Genomic DNA, 20869 nt, shown 5'->3' with positions numbered 1-20869 from the left:
TACAACACTGCGTTGCAAAAATGCGGATTATCAGCCGGGACGCCCCGCAGACCCGCATCCTTCCGTGCCGGTTGAGCATTCCGACCCAATTGTTGCTATTTCAAGAACGGTGTTTCAACGCGCACACAATGGTCTTCTGGCGCGCGCAGGACTACATTCGGCACACCACACTACGGAGCCGACCATGAAGACCACAGAGTCCCTACCCCTGAACGGAGCCAATGGCGTGCGCATCGAGATTCTCGAGCGTTCCGACACGACGCTGGTCATCCGCTGGGTCGAACCGGGCCGCTGTCATTACGGCGAGCAACGCTGGCGCCGTCGCTCGGCGCACACATCGGGAACCTGCGCGCTGTCGCGCCAGAAGATCCGCCGCGGCGACGCGGTGTTCAAGCCTGCCGAGCGCCCGGCGCCGTCGAACGCAGCGGCGATGATTTCGGCCGAGATGCTCTGCGATCTGATCGCCGACTGACACCCCATGTTGTTCTCACCCCGTCTGGTGCTCCGGCATCCGGATGCTCGACAACAGTTCCGCTGCGGCTGACATAGTACGTTTGCAAAAGCAACGCGTCCCGCGTGCAGTCGAACGCCGTGCATGCGGACACAGCGTTCCCGATGATTATCGGACGCGGCGGCCAGCTGAATCGAGCAGGAAGCGGCAGACCTTGTCGTGCATGCGCTGGACGCCGGGGCTCGTCTCCAGCGCGCGCCAGCAGCCATGCACGAGACCCGGTGCGATCCACAACTGCGCCTCGCCTCCTGCGGCCTGAATGCGTTCCGCGAACACGCGGGCATCGTCGCGCAACGGATCATGTTCGACGCCGATCGACAGCACGGGCGGCAGGCCGTCGAAGCGGCTGGCTTCGATCGGCACGGTCCATACGGGCGGCGCTGCGTCGCCCCAGTACAGCCGGCTGTACATGCGAACGCCGGCGAGCGTGAGCATCGGGGCGTTCGCTTCGGTCTCGCGTGCAGGCGACTGCGGCTCGGCACCGAGCATCGGATAGATCAGCGCGACACCCGCTACACCTTCGATGCCGGAATCGCGCAAGCGCATCGCGACACTCGCCGCGAGATTGGCGCCCGCGCTATCTCCGGCCAGCAGCAGCGGCGCGGGCAACGACCCGAAAGGCAGGCGGCCGTCGAGCGCGGCCAGCGTGATGTCGAGACAGTCTTCGTGTGCCGCTGGTGCAGGATGCTCGGGCGCGAGGCGGTAGTCGACGGCGACCACGCATAGCCCGGTATCGGCAGCGAGGCGCGCGGTCACGATCTCGTGACTGTCGAGCGAGCCAAAGACAAAACCACCGCCATGAAAATACAGCAACGTGCCGGGCGACTGCGCGCCTTCGTCCTTTGCATACAGACGCAAGCGGATGCTGTGGCCGGCGGCTGTCACAAGCGTTGCATTCTGAACGCCCACGCCCGCCGGCCTGGCGGGCGTGAACGCCGCGGCAAAGCGCTCGTAAATGGCGCGCTGTTCGACCGTCGGCAGCGAGGCCGTGTTGTCGGGATAGATCGCGTCCGCGCGGGCGACGAACGCCGCGATCTCAGGTTCCAGCATGGCAGCACCTCCTGCGTCGCAGCGTACCGCGGATACCGTCTGAGCGGAAGGCCAGCCAGAACCTAGCCACGCGCCTTCGACGGCAGCCCGATCACCCGGCCCTGCCAGGCGCCCGGCGGCAACGCCGCATGGGCGTCGCCCAACGCCCGCACGCGCGCCTCGATGTCGGCATCGAACGGCGCCGCCTTCGGGCCGCCCGTGTCGACATGCAGCAGCATCTGCTCGCTGGCCGCGACGGGCTCGGCGCCGTCGCCCGCGAACATTTCGAGGTAGATGTGCAGCCGCTTCGCGTCGTGGGCGACGAGCCGCACGTCCACCCGCACCGGCGTGCCTTCCTTGATTTCGTGCAGATAGTTCAGGTGCGCTTCGAGCGTGTAGATCGACCGGCCGCGTGACTTGCGGACCGCGTCGTCAAGGCCGATGCGGTCGATCAGCGCGTCGGTCGCGAAGCTGAAAATCAGCATGTAGAACGCGTCGCGCAAATGACCGTTGTAATCGACCCATTCGGCGCGGACCTCGTCGCGGTACAGCGTCAGCGGCGCGTTGTCCGGCATGTCGTCTCCCTTGTCCTGTGTGCGGGTTCGCTTACTCTTCTGGCCGCAAGCCGTGGCGCGCCTTCGCCGCGTCGATCGCAGAGAGCACGCTCGTGATGCAGTCGTCGCGATAGCGCTCGAGCGCCTTGATCGAGCGTGGCCCCACCTGCTCGGCCGTGCCGTTCACGACGCGATCGATCAGTGCGTCGGTGAGCGGCGGCGCGACGAGCTTCGTCCATGGCAACTCGAGCGCTGGCCCGAACTGCTGCATGAAGTGTCGCATACCGGCGTCACCGCCCGCGAGGGTATAGGTCAGGAAGGTGCCCATGAACGACCAGCGGATGCCCGCGCCAAAGCGGATCGCATCGTCGATTTCGCCGGTGGTCGCGACGCCTTCGTTGACGAGGTGGAGCGCCTCGCGCCACAACGCTTCGAGCAAACGGTCCGCGATAAAACCCGGCACCTCCTTGCGCACGCGCAACGGCCGCATGCCGAGCGAGCGATAGATACGGATGGCGGCGTCGATCGTCGCAGACGCCGTCCTCTCGCCGCCGAGCACTTCGACGAGTGGCAGCAGATACACCGGATTGAAGGGATGCCCAACCACGCACCGTTCAGGATGCTCGGCACGCGCGTAAAAATCGCTGGGCAGGAGCCCCGAGGTCGACGATGCGATGATCGCATCGGGCTTCGCGGCGCGGCTGATCTGCTCGTGCAGCGCGAGCTTCAGGTCTTCGCGCTCGGGCGCGCTCTCCTGAATGAAGTCCGCGTGAGCGACGCATTCCTCGATCGTTTTGACGAAGCGCAAGCGTTCCTGCGAAGCGCCCTCCTTCAACCCCACGCGCTCGAGCGCGGGCCACGCATTGGCGACGTTGTCGCGCAACTGCTTTTCTGCGCCGGGCGCGGGGTCCCACGCGACCACATCAAGTCCGTTCGCGAGTGCGCGCGCCACCCAGCCGCTGCCGATAACCCCCGCCCCGATTGCCGCAAATGTCCTGATATCGACGATCACTGCCATTAATGAAAACCCTTCATTCAGATGATTTTTACGTACGCATCGTGCTCATGCGAATTGCGCCATCTCACGACGTTCAAGCTGACGTTCACCGCGCGCCGGCAGGCCAAGCTTGCGACGCCCTTCCGCGGGCGTGAGCGCCCTGCCGCCGAGCCGCTCGATGATCTCGACCGCACGCTGCACGAGCGTGCCATTGGTCGCGGGCACGCCACGATCCAGCCAGATGTTGTCTTCCAGACCGACGCGCACATGGCCGCCGAGCAGCATCGCCTGCGCGACCATCGGCATCTGCATGCGGCCGATGCCGAAGCCGGCCCACTGTGCGCCGGCGGGCAGGTTGTCCACCATGGCCTTCATCGTGGTCGTGTCGGCGGGCGCGCCCCAGGGAATCCCCAGGCACAGCTGGAACAACGGCGGCGCATCGAGCAGCCCTTCCTTCAGAAGCTGTTTTGCGAACCACAGATGGCCGGTATCGAAGATTTCCAGCTCCGGCTTCACGCCCAGTTCCTGGATGCGCCTCGCTCCGGCGCGCAACTGGGCGGGCGTCGATACGTAGATGTAGTCGCCGTCGCCGAAATTGAGCGTGCCGCAGTCGAGCGTGCAGATTTCCGGCAGCAGCTCCTCGACGTGCGCAAGACGCGTCAGGCCGCCGACCAGATCCGTGTTCGCGCCAAAGCGCATCGGGTCCTCGCCCGGTCCGATCTCGAGGTCGCCGCCCATGCCGGCCGTCAGATTGATGATGACGTCCGTATCCGCCGAGCGGATGCGATCGACTACCTCGCGATACAGGTTCGGGTCGCGGCTGCCGCGTCCCGTCTTCGGATCGCGCACGTGGCAGTGGGCCACGGTCGCACCAGCCTTTGCCGCTTCGATGGCTGCATCGGCGATCTGTTTCGGCGTGACCGGAATCGCCGGATGCTTGCCGACGGTGTCGCCTGCGCCCGTGACCGCGGCGGTCACGATGACTTCGTAGTTCATGCGTACATGTCCTCTTCGATGATCGGATCGGCGCTCGTTCAGAGGCCGAGGTAGGCCTTGACAGCCGGCAGGCCGTCCTTGCCGTCATAGGTCTTCACGCCGGCAAGCCATGCGTCGAGCACCTGCGGGTTCTTCTTCAGGTAGGCCTTCGCGGCTTCGGCCGGTTTTTCCTTGTTCATCACCGACTGCATCACCTGGTTTTCAAGCTGCGTCGTAAAGCGCAGATTCGTCACCAGCTTGCCGGCGTTCGGGCAGCGCTGCAGAAAATCGGGCGATGTCAGCGTGTACACGCGCGCTTCGCCATAGTTGGGTCCGAACACATCGTCGCCGCCAGACAGATAGTTCATGCTGAACTGGATGTTCATCGGATGCGGCTCCCACCCAAGAAAGACCACCCACTTTTTGTCGCGGATCGCACGCCCGACCGTCACCAGCATCCCGGCCTCGCTCGATTCGATCAGCTTGAAGCCGCCGAGCCCGAACTGGTTCGTGTCGATCATCTTCTGGATCTTCGCGTTCGCGCTGCTGCCAGGCTCGATGCCATAGATCTTGCCGTCGAGTTCCTCGCGATGCTTCGCGATATCGGCGAAGGTCTTCAAGCCCGCCTGATACTCATAGCCCGGCACCGCGAGCGTCGCTTTCGCGCCGGAGAGATTCGGCGGTTCGAGCACCTGGATCGCCTTCGCCTGCACGAACGGTTGAATCGCTTTTTCCTGCACCGGCCACCAGTAGCCGAGCGAGACGTCGAGCTGCCTGCTCTTCAGGCCCGCAAACGAAATCGGCACCGAAGCGACGGTCGTCACCGGCTGATAGCCGAGGCCTTCGAACACGGTCGTGGCAAGCGCCGTCGTCGACGTGATATCGGTCCAGCCGATGTCCGCAAAATGCACCGCGCGACAGGCCGGCGGGTCCTGCGCGAAAACGGGCGCCGTGAGCAGGCCGACGAGACAACTCAAACCAGCGGATAAGGCTTTGACGCGTAACTTCATGACGATCCCCTCTCTGACACGCTATTCGGCGTGTTTCGAATCAGGCCGCACGACGGGCGGCTACCTGGACATCCATCGACACTGTAAGACGAATTGCATGAGGTAAAAGGTACAGCCCCATATTGTCCCCAAAGCGACCGCCAGCGACCCGTTCTTGCTCACCTGCGACCATGAGGGAAAACCAGCATGGCGCGCCGAAAGCCCGTGGCACGGGCCTCGCGCGAATATTGACGGTCTTGCCGCCGGCCGCGCCGCTTGCTACCCTCGGCGCACTCCCCAGCGGCACTTTATGGTGCGTCTGCCCCTGGCGTGGTCCGGAAGACGCCCACGGACCAGGGCGGAATACACTGCGTCACACACGTTGCTCAGCCGATGCCTCAAGACATTTCGTTTCTGCTGCTGCCGGGCTTTTCCGCGATCGGTTTCATGTCGGCGGTCGAGCCGCTGCGCGTCGCGAACCGGTTTCGTGGCGAGCTGTATCGCTGGCACATTCTGAGCGCCGACGGCGCGCCGGTGAGCGCAAGCAACGGCATCTCGCTGAACGCAGAGGCCGCGTTCGCCGATGTCGCGCAGGCGGACACGGTTTTCGTGGTGGCGGGATTCGAGCCGCTCGCCTGCTACACACGTTCGCTCGGCGACTGGCTCAAGCGTCTCGATCGCGCAGGCACGACGCTCGGCGGCATCGATACGGGCGGCTTCGTGCTGGCCGAAGCGGGTCTTTTTCGCCAGGCCGATCGACTGACCGTGCATTGGGAAGCGCTATCCGCGTTTCGCGAGCGCTATCCGTCGTTGCAGGCGAGCCAGGAACTGTTCGAAATCGGCACGCGGCGCATCACGTGCGCGGGCGGCACGGCCTCGATCGACATGATGCTCGACCTGATCGCCCGCAGTCATGGCGATGCGCTCGCGTCAGAGGTATCGGAGCAGTTTGTGTTGAGCCGGATCCGACAGCGCTCGGACCATCAGCGAATGGAAATCGCCGCGCGCTATGGCGTGCACAATCCGAAGCTGATCCAGGTGATCGGTGCGATGGAACAGCATATGGAAGACCCGCTCGCGCCCGACGAACTCGCCCAGGAAATCGGCGTGACGCGCCGTCATCTGGAACGGCTCTTTTGTTCGGCGCTAAAAGACACGCCGACGCATTTCTATCTGCAGCTAAGGCTCACCCGTGCGCGCGAGCTGCTGCAACAGACCGATATGTCGATCACATCGGTCTGCGTCGCATGTGGCTTCGAGTCGCCCTCGCATTTTTCACGCACCTATCGGGCGAGGTTTGGCGCGAGCCCACGGCGCGACCGATCCGCATCGTCGCGGCCGCCGAGCGGCTAGGGCCTGTTCCGCTAATAACGGGCTTGCCCTGGCCGGCGTCGACCGAATCACAATGTGAGCCGGCACAACACGCGCCGGTTCACCTTCCCTCGATGCAACCTTAGAACGAATGCCGCATACCGATGCGCACGTCGGCCTGCGTGGTGGTCGACGATGGCGTGAAGCTATAGCCGATCACCGCGTCTACGCCGCTCGATGCCTTCAGGTAGTCACCCGAGATATACACGTCAGTGCGCTTCGACAGCAGATAGTGCAGCCCGGCCGACACCTGGTTCCAGTGATGGCCTTCGAAGTTCGTGTACTGATAACCGCCGATCGCGCTGAAGGCCGGCGTGACCTGCCAGTCCGCGCCGCCTTCGGCCACCCGCATGTGCGACGACTGGCCAAGGCCCTTGATCGTCGTGTACGTGAAGTTGCCCATCAGCGTGACGTCGCCGATCGCGTAGCTGGAACCGATGCCGAACGTGCCCTGCTTGTCGACCGGGAACGGGTTTTGCGAATAGAGACTGGTGACGGCGCCCGTTGCGGGATCGACGCTGACCGTCGGCTGGCCGAGGAAGGTGTGTACGCCGATCATCGCGTACGGATCGAATGCATAGATACCGTGCGGATCGTTCAGCTGCGTGTAGGCCGTACCGACGGTAAACGGCCCGTTAGCGTAGTGCGCGCCGACGCTCCAGGCGCTTTGCTCGTGGAAATTGCCCGCGATGTTGCCGAACGAGTACATGCCACCGAACATGAAGCCGTGAAACTCGTTCGACAGGAACTTGACCGCATTCGGCAGACGGTCGCCGTTGAAGCGGTCGAAGTCGCCCTGGTGGATCGCATAGCCGCTCGCCCATGCGGAGACGTTGTACGAGTAGACCATCTCTTCCGTCATGTCGAGCTGGTTACCGAACGACAGCGTGCCCCAGTCGTTTTTCAGACCGACATACGCCTGCCGTCCGAACAGCGAGCCGCCGAATCCAAGCTGGCCGTTGCTCACGTGAAAGCCGCTTTCGAGCACGAACACCGCAGACAGACCGCCGCCGAGATCTTCCGAACCCTTGATGCCCCAACGGTTGCCGTACGAAACGCCGTCATCGAACTTGATGACGTGCGAGCCGCCGGTGTTGGAGACATAGGTGATCCCTGCATCGATGATTCCGTATAGCGTCACGCTGCTTTGCGCCTCGCTTACGCCTGGCATGCTGGCGAGCGCAAGCGCGACGCCGGAGAGTGCTGCGGCATTCCGTCTTCTCATTGTGTGTTTCTCTCTTGCCTGTCGGTTGGGGAAGAGGATTCCACGCAATGGCGCGGAATCGCCCGAGCTTGCTTGACTGACGCGCCGACCATGAAGCTTCCGGTCAGGCGCTCATCGCGTGAACCACCCTTCGCGCGACAATGAGGCACAGTACAAGCTCATATTTCCCCTAACTCGACGGCAAGCGACGTCGATTGGTCCGATTACGACAACGTGCAGAAATGAGACGGAATGCTGCTGCGACGACGAACGGCGACTTCTTCAGCCAGCCTTAAGGTAGTGCGCGAATACAGCCGGATGTTGTGGCAAGTACGCGGAGCGCGTCATACGCACTTGCTTCATAAACTTGCTCTGTTATGAAACCCGCCCCATGCGTAGCTACGAGCGCACAATAGACTCCGACAGCCATGACTGCCGCTGCATTTTTTAGCCGCGCCCGGAATATCTCATCCTCCAACCCGTTTACTCGACACGTCTCTCACGGCATCCGATTTGCCGATCTCACCCAGCTACATCGCATCGCGGGTTGCTCACCGCGAGGCAGCGTCATGCTCTGTGACAGGCGACCCGCTGCCCGACCATGGACACCCCGCGACTCAACTTTCAATGGAGGTTAAGCCACACATCATTACCTAACTGCAGATCTGTCCGTCGAAGCGGGTCAACCTCAGGAGGAGTCATGAAATCGTTATTCAAGCCCCGCAGCTTCAGACCACTGGCTTCTCGTGCTGCCAGCCTGTCCGCTGCCGCCTTCATCGCCGCGTTGGCCGCAGGCCAGGCATGCGCGGAACAGCCGCCGCCGCCTTGCCATCCGAATCCGAACGCTGCCGCTGACGGCGCCCTGGTGCGTCAGCGCGGCGACGTCGCGCACCTGCCGGATTCGCTGCAGGATCTCCTCCAAAGGATCGCCGAGCGGCCCCATTCCTATTTGCCCATTCAGGTCTTTTCCGAGGCCGACAAACCGAGCCAGCTGTTCCAGTATTACCTGCTGTCCACAACAGGATTCGAACCCAATCCGTTCACGGCACGATTCCCGGGCATCAACGACCAGGCGATGCTGACGGCAACTGGCGCCAACTGCGGCTTGCCCACCATCGGTGCGGTGCGCCTGGTGGTCGAACCGAAGCCTGGGCTGCCCACTGATCCCAACAACGTTCGCGCCTTCATCGATGTATTTACCGACCTGTCATATCTGTTTGTGATTAACAACGAAAGCGGCTGGTACGAGGGCTGGATGATCCACGATTTACATGTGCCGGATGTCGCACCACCCCGACCCGACGGGCACGCCCAGTTTGGCACAATGACAGCCGCGGACGCGGCCGCCTTGCAGGCGATGGGCACACACAACAACCTGCCGGGCCGGCTATTCACAATGGACGGCAGGGCACCGCATTTGCCCGACGTTTCCGACCACTTCCCCGACCGCCAGACCAATATCGTGCCGATCCAGCTAAGCATGGGGGCGCTTAACTGCATGCAGCAGTCTGACTGTCACGGCTACTGGGAATTCAACTACACGACCAACTGGACCCATCCACCCTACGAGTTGCCTTTTACCGGCGGTATCCCCGGTACCTTTGAAGCCGGCAAAGTTGGCGCGCTCTCGTCTCTGATTCCCGGCTCTGGACCGGCAGGCGTGAAGAACAGTCCGATCGACTATGGTGACGATCCGAACAATGCGGCTCCGCTGGGTGGTGCAGGTCCGCGCGACCCCGACCGATTCGACGCGAACGTCGATAGCCAGCGGGAATACCGCCAGCGCTTCATCCCGAGCGGGCTGGCCCACGAAATCTACCTGGACACCTATGTGCGAGTGGCATCGTTCGAGCAGGGCACGCCATTCCCGCAGCGCTTATACGACGCCTATGTGGCCGAAGTCAAACGGGTCGATACCAATGGCGACGGCGTAATATCGGCACGCGAGGGAGACGTGGATACTCCCAGCGATGGGTTCCCGGACAATTCCCGCCTGTTCTTACCGGCGACTTCGTTCCGTCGCTTTGCCGTGACGCGCGAAATCAATGACGGCTCCCTGGCACCGCGGTTCGCGCCCAGCCAGCGGGCCTGGGTACTTACTGGTGCCGCCATAACCGTAAGCCCGGCTCGGCCGGCGTCTGCGGGTCGCGATAGCGACGACCGTTGAAGGCAACTCGTCGACCTGACGGGATGTCTCCTGAGTTGCGAGGGGGCGTTCGAACCGTACTGTGCGCTCTCCCGGTAGACGATAGGGCCGCCCAAAAGGCGGCCCTATCGTTGCTGCCTTCCGTTGATGCCTTCCGTTGATGCTCATCATTCAACGGAAAATGGCGAAGACAAGACAGTCATCGTGACCAATGGCGAGAACAAGCACACACGGCGATTCGACAAACTGGATGTAATGTTCATCGCCCTCATCAATTTTGCGCTCATCGCCGACGGACTCAGGTAGTGTGAACAGGGCCTAGTGAATGCCCAACGACAGATGCACGGCCTGCAGGCCGTCTGCGCCGGCCGCCGTGGTCACGCCCTTGAGCCAGGTCTTCAGCACCTCAGGGTTCGCCTGCAGCGCGTGCAATGCCGCCGTCTTCAGGTCGACCTTGTTTTGCAGCACATTCGTGATGATCTGGTTTTCGAGGTCGACGTTGAACGTCATCTGCTGGAACAGGCGCGCGAGGTTCGTGCACTGGTCTGCAAAGCCCGCGCGCGTCACGGTGTTGACCGTCGCACCGCCATAGTTCGGCCCGAAATACGCATCGCCACCGGAGAGGTAGTTCAGATGGAACTTCGTGTTCATCAGATGCGGCTCCCACGCGAGAAATACGATCCACTTGTGGTCGCGCACCGCGCGTTCCACCTGGGTCAGCATGCCGGTCTCGCTCGACTCCACGAGCGACCAGTTGCCGAGGCCGAACGCCTTGTCCGAAATCATCTTCTTGATGTTCTGGTTAGCCGGCGCGCCCGGTTCGATCCCGTAGATCTTGCCGCCGAACTCGCCGGCATGCATCATTAGATCGGCGAATGAGTGCACGCCAGCGGCCGCAACATAGTCGGGAACCGCAAGCGTAAATTTCGCGTTGGTGAGATTCGCGTGCAGCACTTCGATCGAATGCTCGTCGACAAACGGCTTCACGAGCGGCCCCTGCGCCGGCATCCAGTTGCCGAGGAACACGTCGATTTGCCCTTTCTTGAGGCCCTGATAGGTAATCGGCACCGACAGGTTCGACACGCTCTGCTGATAGCCAAGCGCTTTCAGCAACACGCCAGCGACGGCGTTGGTTGCATCGATATCGGTCCAGCCGGGGTCGGCCATGCGCACCTGGGTGCAATTCTGCGGCTCTGCAGCCGCGACGGACGTAGCCGCGATGCTCGATATGCCGCACGCCGCAGCGAGCATCAGGGAGAACAGGAATGTCCTGCATATTTTCATGGCCGGCTCCGGGGTCGATCAGTCTTGTCGTGACAGGTTGAGGTCAAGGTGTGACGCGTGGGAAGCGCGCCATCGCTTCCAGCGTGTCGAGTTCGATGTGATTGCGCATGTAGCGCTGGCTCGCATCGGCAAACGGCTGCCAGTCCCATGACTGGATGCGGCCCTGTGTCGTCGCTTCGAAATGAAAGCGCCGGCGGCGCTGGCTGGTGAGTACTTCCTGATGCAGCGCGGGAAGATTCCAGCGGCGTGCCACTTCCTCGCGGAATGCCGCAAGTAGCTGCGCGGCGCCAGGATCTCCTGCCAGGTTACGGACTTCCTGCGGATCCCGGGCGAGGTTGTAGAGCTGGTCAGGATCCACGGGCGAGTGGATGAACTTGTAGTCGCCGTTGCGGATCATCACGATCGGAGCGATGGCGCCTTCCGCCAGATATTCGCCGATTGCTTCGCCCTGACCACCCTCCCCGCGCAGATGCGGCACGAGGCTGCAGCCATCGACCGGGTCCGGCCAGCGGGTGCCGCGCGTGAGCGTCGCGAGTTCGACGAGCGTGGGCAGCAGGTCCACGTGCGACACGGGCGCCGCCACGCGGCGCGCACCGAAGCGCCCCGGTGCGTGAACGATCAGCGGCACGCGCACGCCACCTTCGAAGAAGGTCATCTTGTACCAGAGGCCGCGTTCGCCGAGCATTTCGCCGTGGTCGGAAGTGACGATCACGATGGTGTCGTCGGCTAGGCCCGTGTCGTTGAGCGCGTCCAGCATGGCGCCGAACTGTGCGTCGACGTACGACAGTGCGCCGTAATAGGCGCGGCGCGCGTTGCGCACCTGTTGCTCTGTCGGCGGCGTACGGTCCGTTTCGCACACGTGACGCAGTCGGCGCGAATGCGGATCGCTATTCTCGTAGCTCAGCGAGATTTTGGGCAGATCGATATCTTCATCGCGATAGAGGTCCCAATATTGACGCGGAATCGCGTACGGGTCGTGCGGGTGCGTCAGCGACGCAACGAGGCAGAAGGGTCTGTCGTCCTTGCCGGCCTGCCGTTCGCGCGCGATGTCGAAGAGCTTCTGACGCGCGGTAAAGGTGACCTCATCGTCGAAGTCGAGCTGGTTGGTGCGCACGCATGGGCCCGCATCGAGCACCGAACTCATGTTGTGATACCAGCTCGGACGCTCACCGGGCCGGTCCCAGTCAGGCACCCAGCCGAAATCGGCCGGATAGATGTCGGTGGTCAGGCGTTCTTCGAAACCATGCAGCTGGTCGGGGCCACAGAAATGCATCTTGCCGGACAGAATCGTGCGGTATCCGGCTGCGCGGAGGTAGTGCGCGAACGTCAGGGTTTGCGCCGGAAATTCGGCGGCGTTATCGTAGGCGGCAATCTTCGACGGGAGCTTGCCCGCCAGCATCGAAAAACGCGCTGGTGCACATAATGGGCTCGCGCAATACGCCGAATCGAACACCACGCCTTCGCGGGCAAGTGCGTCGATGCGCGGCGTGAGCGCAACCTGGTGGCCATATGAGCGCAATGCGAACGGCGTCATCTGATCCGCCATCAGGATAAGGATATTCTGCTTTGTGTTAAGGCTCATGGACTGGGTCGATTAGAATCGTCGGGATTGCCCTGCGTGCTGTCGTCGGCTTGACTGGCGACGTAGCCACGGGTGAGCACAGGTGTATGCACTATTGCCGCTTAATAAAGCGGTGTGAAGGCGCTGAACGCTTATAGACCCATAAGGGGGGCTTATGCCGAGACAGGATCGACTGCCGCCGATGCAGACGTTATCGGTATTCGAATCGGCGGCACGGCTTGCGAGCTTCACCGCTGCCGCGCGCGAACTGGGTTCGACGCAGCCTGCCGTCAGCCAGCGCGTGGTGCAACTGGAAACCGATCTTGGCACGCCACTGTTCGAACGCGGACATCGCGGCGTCACGCTGACCCCCGACGGCGCCCGCCTTTTCGAGGCCGTGCGCCAGGGGCTCGATACCATTCGCGTGGCGACGGCCGATATCCGGACCCGCCGCGCGACAGGCGAACTGACGATCCTGACCGACTTCGGCTTCGCGACCTACTGGCTGATGCCGCGCCTGACACGCCTGAAGCACCTGATGCCCGATGTCAACGTCAGGATCATCACGTCGCAGCCCGGCTACGATCCGCAACGGGACCACGCCGACATCGCGATCGCGTTCGGCGACGGCAACTGGGCGCCCTGCACGTCCACCCGGCTTTTCCGCGAGGAGGTCGCGCCGGTTTGCACGCCGGCCTTTCGCGACTCACACCCCGGCGTGACGCACGCCGCAGATCTTGCGCAATTGCCGCTGCTGCATCTGCAACCGACAGAGCCCGAGCGCTGGCTGGCGTGGAATGGCTGGTTCGCGGCGCAGGGCCTGCCGCCGCCGGCGGACCAGCATGGCATGACGTTCAACAGCTATGCACTGGTGATTCATGCGGTGTTGATGAATCAGGGCGTCGCACTGGGCTGGACGCCGCTGACTGACGATCTGCTTGCCACCGGGCAACTGGTTCGGCTGCTCGACGCGCCGGTTGTGACCACGCGCGGCTACTTTCTGGTATGCCCGCAGGCGCGTCCCGAGGCGCCAGCCGTACCGCTCTTTCGCCGCTGGCTGTTCGAGGAATGCACCGAGGCGGCATGAGCTGACATGACGGATTGCTGCGTCCGCACAGGGCGCTGACGCGTCGATACCATGGGCGCGGCGCATTGATTCTATTCGCGCGGAATCTGGACTGGTCTACTTCAGCATCCCGCGCGCTCCCGCTGTTTCGCTTGCGTGCGGATTCCATACTGAATCGAGGACCCGCATGCCTGCTACCGATCGCCCCCACCAGTTCGCCCTGACGCTCGACTGCCCCAGCGCGGCGGGCCAGGTCGCCGCCGTAGTCGGCTTTCTCGACCGGCACCACTGCTATATCGATGAACTTGCCGTTTTCGACGATGACATCAGTTCCCGGTTCTTCGTGCGGTGTGTTTTTCACGGCGTCGGAGCTGCGTCCGATGCCACGCTGCATATCGATGCGCTGCGGCGCGAGTTTTCCCCGATCGCTGCGGACTTCCGCATGAACTGGGCCATTCACGATATCGCTGCGCGGCCCAAGGTCTTGATCATGGTGTCAAAGCTTGAACACTGCCTGGCGGATCTGCTGTTTCGCTGGCGCATGGGTGAGTTGAAGATGGACATCGTGGGGATTGGGTCGAATCATCCTGACTTCGAGCCGTTGGCAGTGCAGCATGGTTTACCGTTCTGGCATCTGCCTGTCAGTGCACAGACGCGGGATTCGCAGGAAGCGCAGATGCTTGACCTGTTTGAATCGACCGGTGCGGAGTTGATGATTCTTGCGCGCTATATGCAGATTCTTTCTGACAAGACCAGCCGTCGACTCGCGGGCCGGGCGATCAATATTCATCATTCGTTCTTGCCCGGATTCAAGGGAGCGAGACCTTATCACCAGGCGCATGCGCGTGGAGTCAAACTGATTGGCGCTACCGCGCATTTCGTGACCGATGATCTCGATGAAGGGCCGATCATCGAGCAGGTCGTCGAGCGGGTCGATCATTCCTATGGGCCTGAGAGGCTGCTTGCCGTTGGGCGCGATGTTGAATGTATTACGCTTGCGCGGGCGGTCAAGGCGTTTGTTGAGCGGCGGGTTTTTATTAATGGGGATCGGACAGTTGTGATTTAGGATCAAGGCCACCGCCTCCGCCAGGGGATTACCCTTAAAACACAGTTTATCGACTATTTATCGATAAATTCTCGTGTTAGATTTCGTCGCACTGACCGCAGCAACCCGGTTGCACCACACGCCACCGATGTGCTCGCGTTACGACACGTCAGAAATCAACGGAGGTGGAGACATGCTGGTTCTGGTAGGAGTGCCGATCGTGGTGATCGGCTTCGCGTTGCGCTTCAACGCGCTCCTTGTGGTGACGGTCGCGGGCATCGCAACAGGACTCGCGGGTGGCATGCACACCGTCGATATCATTACCGCATTCGGCAAGGCATTCGCAGACAACCGTTACATGGGGCTCATCTGGCTAACCTTACCGGTTATCGCGCTGCTTGAACGTAATGGGCTCAAGGAACAGGCAAGAAATCTGATCTCGCGCGTCCACGCAGCAACGACAGGCCGCGTCCTGATGCTGTACTTTGTGATTCGCCAGGTGACCGCTGCGCTCGGCCTCACGTCTCTAGGTGGCCACGCACAGATGGTGCGGCCACTGATCGCACCGATGGCCGAAGCCGCTGCGGAAAGCCGTCACGGAAGCCTTCCCGACGAAGTGCGTCAACAGATTCGCGCGAATGCATCGGCGGTGGACAATATCGCGGTGTTCTTCGGCGAGGATATATTCATCGCGATCCAGTCCATCCTGCTCATCAAAGGTTTTCTCGAACAGAACGGCATCGTCGTAGAACCCCTGCAGGTCTCCGTTTGGGCGATTCCAACGGCCATTGCGGCGCTTGTCATTCACTGCGTCCGACTGGCACTGCTTGATCACAATCTGTCGCGCGGCCTTCGCTCGCTGGGTCAAGGGGCGGCACAATGACTATCAGGCTCGACTCCCTTTACGTGCTCGCTGGTTTGATGTTCGCCGCTTTCGCCTTCTTCAACCTGGTGGATCGCACGAATACGCGACGTGTCGTCAACTTCGCGTTTTGGGGCATCTACGCGATCACCTTCCTGTTCGGTGGCGTGCTGCCGAATTTCATTACCGGCTGCCTTGCGATTGCGCTTGCGTTGATCGCCGGGTCCGGCAAACTCGGTAAAGGCACGCCCGATAGCATCGGCATCGCGGCCACCGGCCGCCGCGAAGCAAACGCGCGGCGCTTCGGCAACAAGCTGTTCATTCCCGCGCTGCTGATTCCCGCGATCACGCTGCTTGGCACGTTCGCGCTAAAGCATGCGCCCTTCGTAGACCCAAAAAGCCTCACACTGATTTCGCTGGTGCTCGGCACGCTGGTCGCGTTCGGGGTCGCGCTCGCCATGCTGCGCGATTCTCCGGTTCATGCCCTGAAGGACGCACGGCACACGATGGATGCAGTCGGCTGGGCCGCGATTTTGCCGCAGATGCTCGCGGCACTCGGCGCGCTGTTTGCTGCGGCGGGCGTGGGCGGCGTCGTGTCGGATCTGGTCAAAGCGTGGATTCCAACGGATTCGTCCTTTGCAGTCGTCGCTGCCTATACGTTTGGCATGGCGATCTTCACGATGATCATGGGCAATGCCTTCGCGGCATTTCCTGTGATGACTGCCGGTATCGGGCTACCGCTGATCGTTCATCAGTTCCACGGCAATCCCGCCATCCTCGGCGCAATTGGCATGCTTTCCGGCTTCTGCGGCACGCTCATGACGCCCATGGCCGCAAACTTCAATATCGTGCCGGCCGCGTTGCTCGAACTGAAAGACAAGAATGGCGTGATCAAGGCGCAATGGCCTACCGCGCTGCTTCTGCTGGTCGTCTACACCGTGTTTATGTACCTGTTCGTATTCCGTTTCTGAAAAGCCAACGATGACTGCTCAACTCACGCCGGCCATCGCATCGAAATTTGCGGCCCTGGCACTCGCCCACCTCACTCGCGAGTATCCGAACAAGCTGACCCACTCGCTCGCTGGCCCACAGGACGTGCAAGGCCCACGCGCGCTGCATCCGATTTTCTACGGCAGCTACGACTGGCATTCCTGCGTGCATGGTTACTGGCTGGTGCTGCATCTGCTCGACCGCTTTCCGGATCTGCCGGAGGGGGCGCGGATTGTCGAGACAGTTGACAGGCATTTCACTGAAGCCAATGTTGCCGGTGAGCTTGCGTATCTGGACCTGCCGCACAATCGTGGCTTCGAGCGGCCGTATGGCTGGGCCTGGCTGCTTGCGCTCGCCGCCCGCCTGGAAGCGGCGAAACTGCCGCAGGCCGGGCGGTGGGCAAAGACAATCGCACCACTTACGGAAACTTTCGTTGAACGCTTCGCGGACTTCCTGCCTAAAGCCACTTATCCGTTGCGGGTGGGCACCCACTTTAATACAGCCTTTGCACTGGCGCTTACGCTCGACTTTGCACGCCAGACTTCGCGCGACTCGCTGGCAGCCCTTGTCACTGAAACCGCGCGCCGATGGTACCTGGATGATGTAGCGTGCCAGGCGTGGGAGCCGTCCGGTGACGAGTTCCTGTCGCCGTCGCTGATGGAAGCCGAGCTGATGCGACGCGTATTGCCGGCTCCACAGTTCAATGAATGGTTCGACCGATTCCTGCCGGGACTCGCGGCACAAGAACCGGCCACACTCTTCCAGCCGGCTTTCGTGAGCGACCGCAGCGACGGCAAGATCGCTCACCTCGATGGATTGAACCTGAGCCGCGCATGGTGCCAGCGCTCGCTCGCCCATGCCTTGCCCCCGGGCGATTTGCGGCGCGCAGTACTGCTCGATGCCGCCACACGCCATCTCGACAGCGCGCTTGAAAACGTCGCCGGCGACTACATGGGCGAGCACTGGCTTGCGACGTTCGCAACCCTGGCACTGGAGGCAAAGCCGACGATGTCGTGAATTTTCGGGGTTGTGCCGGTGTGATGTCGCGAGGCGGCAGAGCGTGGCAGGCACGCGGTATTTCAGGGCGAGCCTGTGAATCTAGCGATGCGGCAGGCGGTGCAGGTGACGTACGGTTGACATGAAAAGCCGACCCTTGCGAGGTCGGCTAGTGCCGTCTTTCCGGCGGTCAGCCCATCAAGCGTGCGCGGTATTACCGGCCCCGCGCGGCGAACACGGCTATGCTCGCGATCTTGCCGAACGGGCGCTCACGCACACGGTCGCGAACAAGGTCGAAGCGGCCTATCACCGCACCGACCTGTTGGAACAGCGACGGCCACTCATGGAAGCGTAGACTTCCCTTAACTTAGTGAATTGTCACTGTTGCCCACTTAAGGTTGAGGGTTCCATTGACGCAGTGTGTCTAATAAGCGAATTAAGCGTTCACGATCACGGGTCGAGACCGGATGCACTGCATGCTCGGAATCGTTACTCTTGACAGGCCCGAGACTGGTCTCAACAACGAGCTTGGCGCCTTCCACAGTCAAATACGTTGTGTCATAGCAGTACGGATCATCGTCCTGATCGGACGGCCTTTTATCGAGCAGTGCAAAGTCGCTTGCGTCGAGCTTCGGCATGTCGATCGGATGACAAAGACTCCGCGAGCTGAACTTGTCAGGAATTCTCATATTCGGGTTCTTTTCGAGAGAACCCTTAGTAATGAATCGACCATAATTCAGTTTAGTGAAGAGGTTCGTGCCCGGGTCGACAATCCACACAGTGTTATCTTCGGCTGTGTCTCCGCTTCTACATTGAAACAGGTATTTTCCGCTTCCTCGAATCCATAGGACCGAGAAATCCGATGATTCACACAGTTGGTCTCGCGACGCATTCTTTCCATTAAACGTAACGACGCATTCGTTCATGGCGTCGCATCGGCCAATCAAATTCCCGCTGCCGTTTCCGGCGAATCCAACGGAAGACCACGTTGCTATTAAGACAAACAGTAAGCGCTTATAGCCCGCAAACATAATTTGACGCATCCTTTGAAATGATGTGAAATTTTGGATTCTGGCGGGTTTTGGTTACGCCGTAGGCTACGTAAGTAAACGCGCTTTGCTGGAATATGCCGATGCGTCTGCTCATACAGTCAGCAACAGACGAGGGATTCGCTTTTTTTGCGCGTTCTTCCACCGCAATTCTTAACAGTTGCCTTTGTGCCGTGGGATGATCGTTCGCAACGCGCGTTCTGATTTCTTGTGCAGCACGAGCTAGACTACCTTGCTGAACACAGAGGTCGTAAAGATCACAATACGTAAGAAGCTCCACCTTTTTCATCAAGTCAGGCGAAACTGAACGAAGAAAATCGATACAGTCCAAGACGGAGGGGTGATATTTGCTGGTAGCCTGATCGATCTGAATTTCCTGAAATGCCTGAACTTGACCCAGCTTGGAAAATGGAGATTTCCAATTCGGGTTGTGAGCTTGCTGACTAATTGCCCAATTGTATAAAGCTTGTCGGTTCCCGCCGGTACCTTCGCGTTGGTACAGCGTTGTCTTCGGCGCGATGCGCAGGATGGTCGGATCGGCAGGTAATCCCAGCGCGGCCCAGTCTTTCGGGTGCGGACCGTGTTCTTCAACCCAGGCGCGGCCCTCCTCGATAAAGGTCTTGATGCTGTCGTCGCAGAACACCTCGATGTGCACCATCCGGGTTCCGGCGGTATGCTGGTTCAGCGAATCGTAACGCCCAAGGTGACCGATCAGGTCCCCCGCCTTGACCAGAATGCCTGCGCCCTGCGGACCGTCAACGGTGATCACCACCCGGTCGAACGACGCGTCCGGCATGACCTCGTTGACGAGCGGTTTGCCGTTCTCGTTGCCCAGATAGATCCACCCTCCGACTGCTGCTGACGACGCGACGAAGCCGCCCGCGACCGGCGGGTACAGGGACGAGCCGTGCAGATCCGTGATCCGCCCCCAGCCCTTTTCCCGCGGGCCGATGCTGACGCTTGCTCCTTGGGGAAGGATGCCGATCACGTGGCCAGGATGAGGGCTCCTGTGAACATTCAGGCCCTGCCGGTCCGCGCTCGCGACCTGTCCGTTCTTCCCGGGCGTCGGCGTATCCTGCGCAAATCCGGTGATCTGAAACTGCGTGGACCAGTACGCCGGTCTCTTGCGTTTCGGATCATCCGTGTACTCGTCGTACGCCTGCAGGTGCATGTACAGGCTGTAGAACGTCAGCGTCGTGCCCTTCGGGAACTCCATCGAGTGACGCACCAGCGCGAAACCGGTGCTGTACGGCGCCGGGTCGAGGGGCGCGTTGCCGGACGCGGACACGTCGCTGACCGGATTGGCCTGGTTGATCCGGTACGCGATCACATGCCCGTCAGCGATGCAGCGCACGCCCAAATCGAGATCCAGCGCCTGACCGGCACCGGCCTCGGTAATGTGGATGCCGCCGTGCCACATCCCGGCCCGGCTGACCAGATACGAGCCGCCGGATTCACGTTCGGCCAGCAACCGGTAGAGGTCGTGCTCGTCAGTAAATTGTGCGGAGGCGGTCCCGCTGCCCTTCCTGAGAAACGGAAAGGCGAAAGAGAGCGGCTTCACGCCGGTATCGGCGGGCTTCGGAGCCGGAGAGGGTGCGTTTGGTGGGGCATTCGTCGTCATACGCGTCCGCCGCGCTCAGTTTGCGAATCGATGGTGACAAAAAGGTACGTCGTTGCGTTGTTCTGCTGATCTGGCATGCTTAAGTGTCCTATGTGAATGATCGCCGCACTCGAAAGGGCGGCCTCGCCAGAGTAGCCGACATTTCTCAGATGTATTGTCAAGAATTGTCGTTCTAGGAAGGGCGGCAATCATTCGCACGAAGGCAAGCCAGCCCCGCTATAAACGAAAAAGCCGATCCACGATGGTCGGCTTTTTCTTGCTGGTCTTTCCCGGTTCCTCATGGAGGTCGATCCAGATGGACGGCATGCAGCTATGCCACGTCTGTCTGTCTGTGCTTTGCAGAGAATCCAAACTACCTGGTCATCCTCTCCATGAACAGGATGACGTGCAAGACGCCATCAGCCGGAGTGCTGCCGATTAACACGTCGCACTCGCCTCGCCGACGTCCATCTCTGCCACCATAAAAATCGCAAATCCTTCCGCGCCCCACCCCGAGAACCGGGGAATAGCAGGCGCGATGACGTCAGCTAAATCGTGGCGCGATGTCGATATCAACTTCGCGCTATTGCTCGAATTGCAACAATCAAGCAAGACATTCCGCATAACGCATCTAGCTATT

The 20869-nt window shown here is 61.3% G+C and carries 17 protein-coding genes; 8 read left to right on the top strand and 9 right to left on the bottom strand.

What is annotated here, in order from left to right:
* The first annotated feature begins 184 nt into the window (after positions 1 to 184).
* The gene (locus P3T23_RS14165) at positions 185 to 472 is read left to right on the top strand and encodes a DUF3331 domain-containing protein (protein WP_429316793.1); all 288 of its coding nucleotides are present in this window, start codon (positions 185 to 187) and stop codon (positions 470 to 472) included.
* A 147-nt stretch (positions 473 to 619) separates the two neighbouring features.
* Here P3T23_RS14165 and P3T23_RS14160 read toward each other — a convergent pair whose 3' ends face one another.
* From P3T23_RS14160 to P3T23_RS14140, 5 genes are all read right to left on the bottom strand, one after another.
* Positions 620 to 1561 carry an alpha/beta hydrolase gene (locus P3T23_RS14160; RefSeq protein ID WP_429316792.1) on the bottom strand — a complete coding sequence of 314 codons (942 nt, stop codon included), beginning with the start codon at positions 1559 to 1561 and terminating at the stop codon, positions 620 to 622.
* 62 nt (positions 1562 to 1623) lie between these two features.
* Positions 1624 to 2115 carry a thioesterase family protein gene (locus P3T23_RS14155; RefSeq protein ID WP_429316791.1) on the bottom strand — a complete coding sequence of 164 codons (492 nt, stop codon included), beginning with the start codon at positions 2113 to 2115 and terminating at the stop codon, positions 1624 to 1626.
* A 31-nt stretch (positions 2116 to 2146) separates the two neighbouring features.
* Positions 2147 to 3112 (bottom strand): L-carnitine dehydrogenase, encoded by a 966-nt coding sequence (locus tag P3T23_RS14150; protein WP_429316790.1) that lies wholly within the window; start codon positions 3110 to 3112, stop codon positions 2147 to 2149.
* A gap of 45 nt (positions 3113 to 3157) precedes the next feature.
* Entirely contained in the window at positions 3158 to 4087 is a 930-nt protein-coding gene (locus P3T23_RS14145; protein ID WP_429316789.1) for a 3-keto-5-aminohexanoate cleavage protein, read from the bottom strand.
* A gap of 38 nt (positions 4088 to 4125) precedes the next feature.
* Entirely contained in the window at positions 4126 to 5076 is a 951-nt protein-coding gene (locus tag P3T23_RS14140) for a choline ABC transporter substrate-binding protein (protein ID WP_429316788.1), read from the bottom strand.
* A 372-nt stretch (positions 5077 to 5448) separates the two neighbouring features.
* Here P3T23_RS14140 and P3T23_RS14135 point away from each other — a divergent pair, with 372 nt between their 5' ends.
* Complete coding sequence (locus P3T23_RS14135) at positions 5449 to 6408, top strand: GlxA family transcriptional regulator (RefSeq protein WP_429316787.1); 960 nt, start codon at positions 5449 to 5451, stop codon at positions 6406 to 6408.
* A 100-nt stretch (positions 6409 to 6508) separates the two neighbouring features.
* Here the strand turns inward: P3T23_RS14135 and P3T23_RS14130 are convergent, their stop codons facing one another.
* The gene (locus P3T23_RS14130; protein ID WP_429316786.1) at positions 6509 to 7651 is read right to left on the bottom strand and encodes a porin; all 1143 of its coding nucleotides are present in this window, start codon (positions 7649 to 7651) and stop codon (positions 6509 to 6511) included.
* Between the two features lie 679 nt (positions 7652 to 8330).
* Here P3T23_RS14130 and P3T23_RS14125 point away from each other — a divergent pair.
* Positions 8331 to 9797, top strand: coding sequence for a hypothetical protein (locus P3T23_RS14125; protein WP_429316785.1), 1467 nt, complete (start codon positions 8331 to 8333; stop codon positions 9795 to 9797).
* Between the two features lie 297 nt (positions 9798 to 10094).
* Here the strand turns inward: P3T23_RS14125 and P3T23_RS14120 are convergent, their stop codons facing one another.
* Together P3T23_RS14120 and betC are read right to left on the bottom strand one after the other, a co-directional pair.
* Positions 10095 to 11027, bottom strand: coding sequence for a choline ABC transporter substrate-binding protein (locus P3T23_RS14120; RefSeq protein WP_429316986.1), 933 nt, complete (start codon positions 11025 to 11027; stop codon positions 10095 to 10097).
* Between the two features lie 76 nt (positions 11028 to 11103).
* A complete protein-coding gene (gene betC / locus P3T23_RS14115; protein WP_429316784.1) occupies positions 11104 to 12642 on the bottom strand; it encodes a choline-sulfatase in 1539 nt (512 codons plus the stop codon).
* Between the two features lie 154 nt (positions 12643 to 12796).
* Here betC and P3T23_RS14110 point away from each other — a divergent pair, with 154 nt between their 5' ends.
* The 5 genes from P3T23_RS14110 to P3T23_RS14090 all read left to right on the top strand — a co-directional run bounded on the left by P3T23_RS14110 (position 12797) and on the right by P3T23_RS14090 (position 17601).
* Positions 12797 to 13708, top strand: coding sequence for a choline sulfate utilization transcriptional regulator (locus P3T23_RS14110; RefSeq protein ID WP_429316783.1), 912 nt, complete (start codon positions 12797 to 12799; stop codon positions 13706 to 13708).
* 166 nt (positions 13709 to 13874) lie between these two features.
* Complete coding sequence (locus P3T23_RS14105) at positions 13875 to 14753, top strand: formyltetrahydrofolate deformylase (RefSeq protein WP_429316782.1); 879 nt, start codon at positions 13875 to 13877, stop codon at positions 14751 to 14753.
* Between the two features lie 172 nt (positions 14754 to 14925).
* Positions 14926 to 15615, top strand: a complete 690-nt coding sequence (locus tag P3T23_RS14100) for a DUF969 domain-containing protein (protein ID WP_429316781.1) — start codon at positions 14926 to 14928, stop codon at positions 15613 to 15615.
* Positions 15612 to 16565: a DUF979 domain-containing protein gene (locus tag P3T23_RS14095; protein ID WP_429316780.1), complete on the top strand. Its 954-nt coding sequence runs from the start codon at positions 15612 to 15614 to the stop codon at positions 16563 to 16565. The genes P3T23_RS14100 and P3T23_RS14095 overlap by 4 nt, the downstream gene beginning before the upstream one ends.
* Positions 16566 to 16575: 10 nt before the next feature.
* The gene (locus P3T23_RS14090; protein WP_429316779.1) at positions 16576 to 17601 is read left to right on the top strand and encodes a DUF2891 domain-containing protein; all 1026 of its coding nucleotides are present in this window, start codon (positions 16576 to 16578) and stop codon (positions 17599 to 17601) included.
* Between the two features lie 993 nt (positions 17602 to 18594).
* Here the strand turns inward: P3T23_RS14090 and P3T23_RS14085 are convergent.
* On the bottom strand, positions 18595 to 20250 hold the full coding sequence (locus P3T23_RS14085; protein WP_429316778.1) for a hypothetical protein: 1656 nt from the start codon (positions 20248 to 20250) through the stop codon (positions 18595 to 18597).
* Between the last annotated feature and the right edge of the window lie 619 nt (positions 20251 to 20869).

It is taken from the genome of Paraburkholderia sp. GAS448, assembly GCF_050435685.1.
Classification (GTDB): Bacteria; Pseudomonadota; Gammaproteobacteria; order Burkholderiales; family Burkholderiaceae; genus Paraburkholderia.
This window is presented reverse-complemented; position numbering and strand designations above follow the sequence as displayed.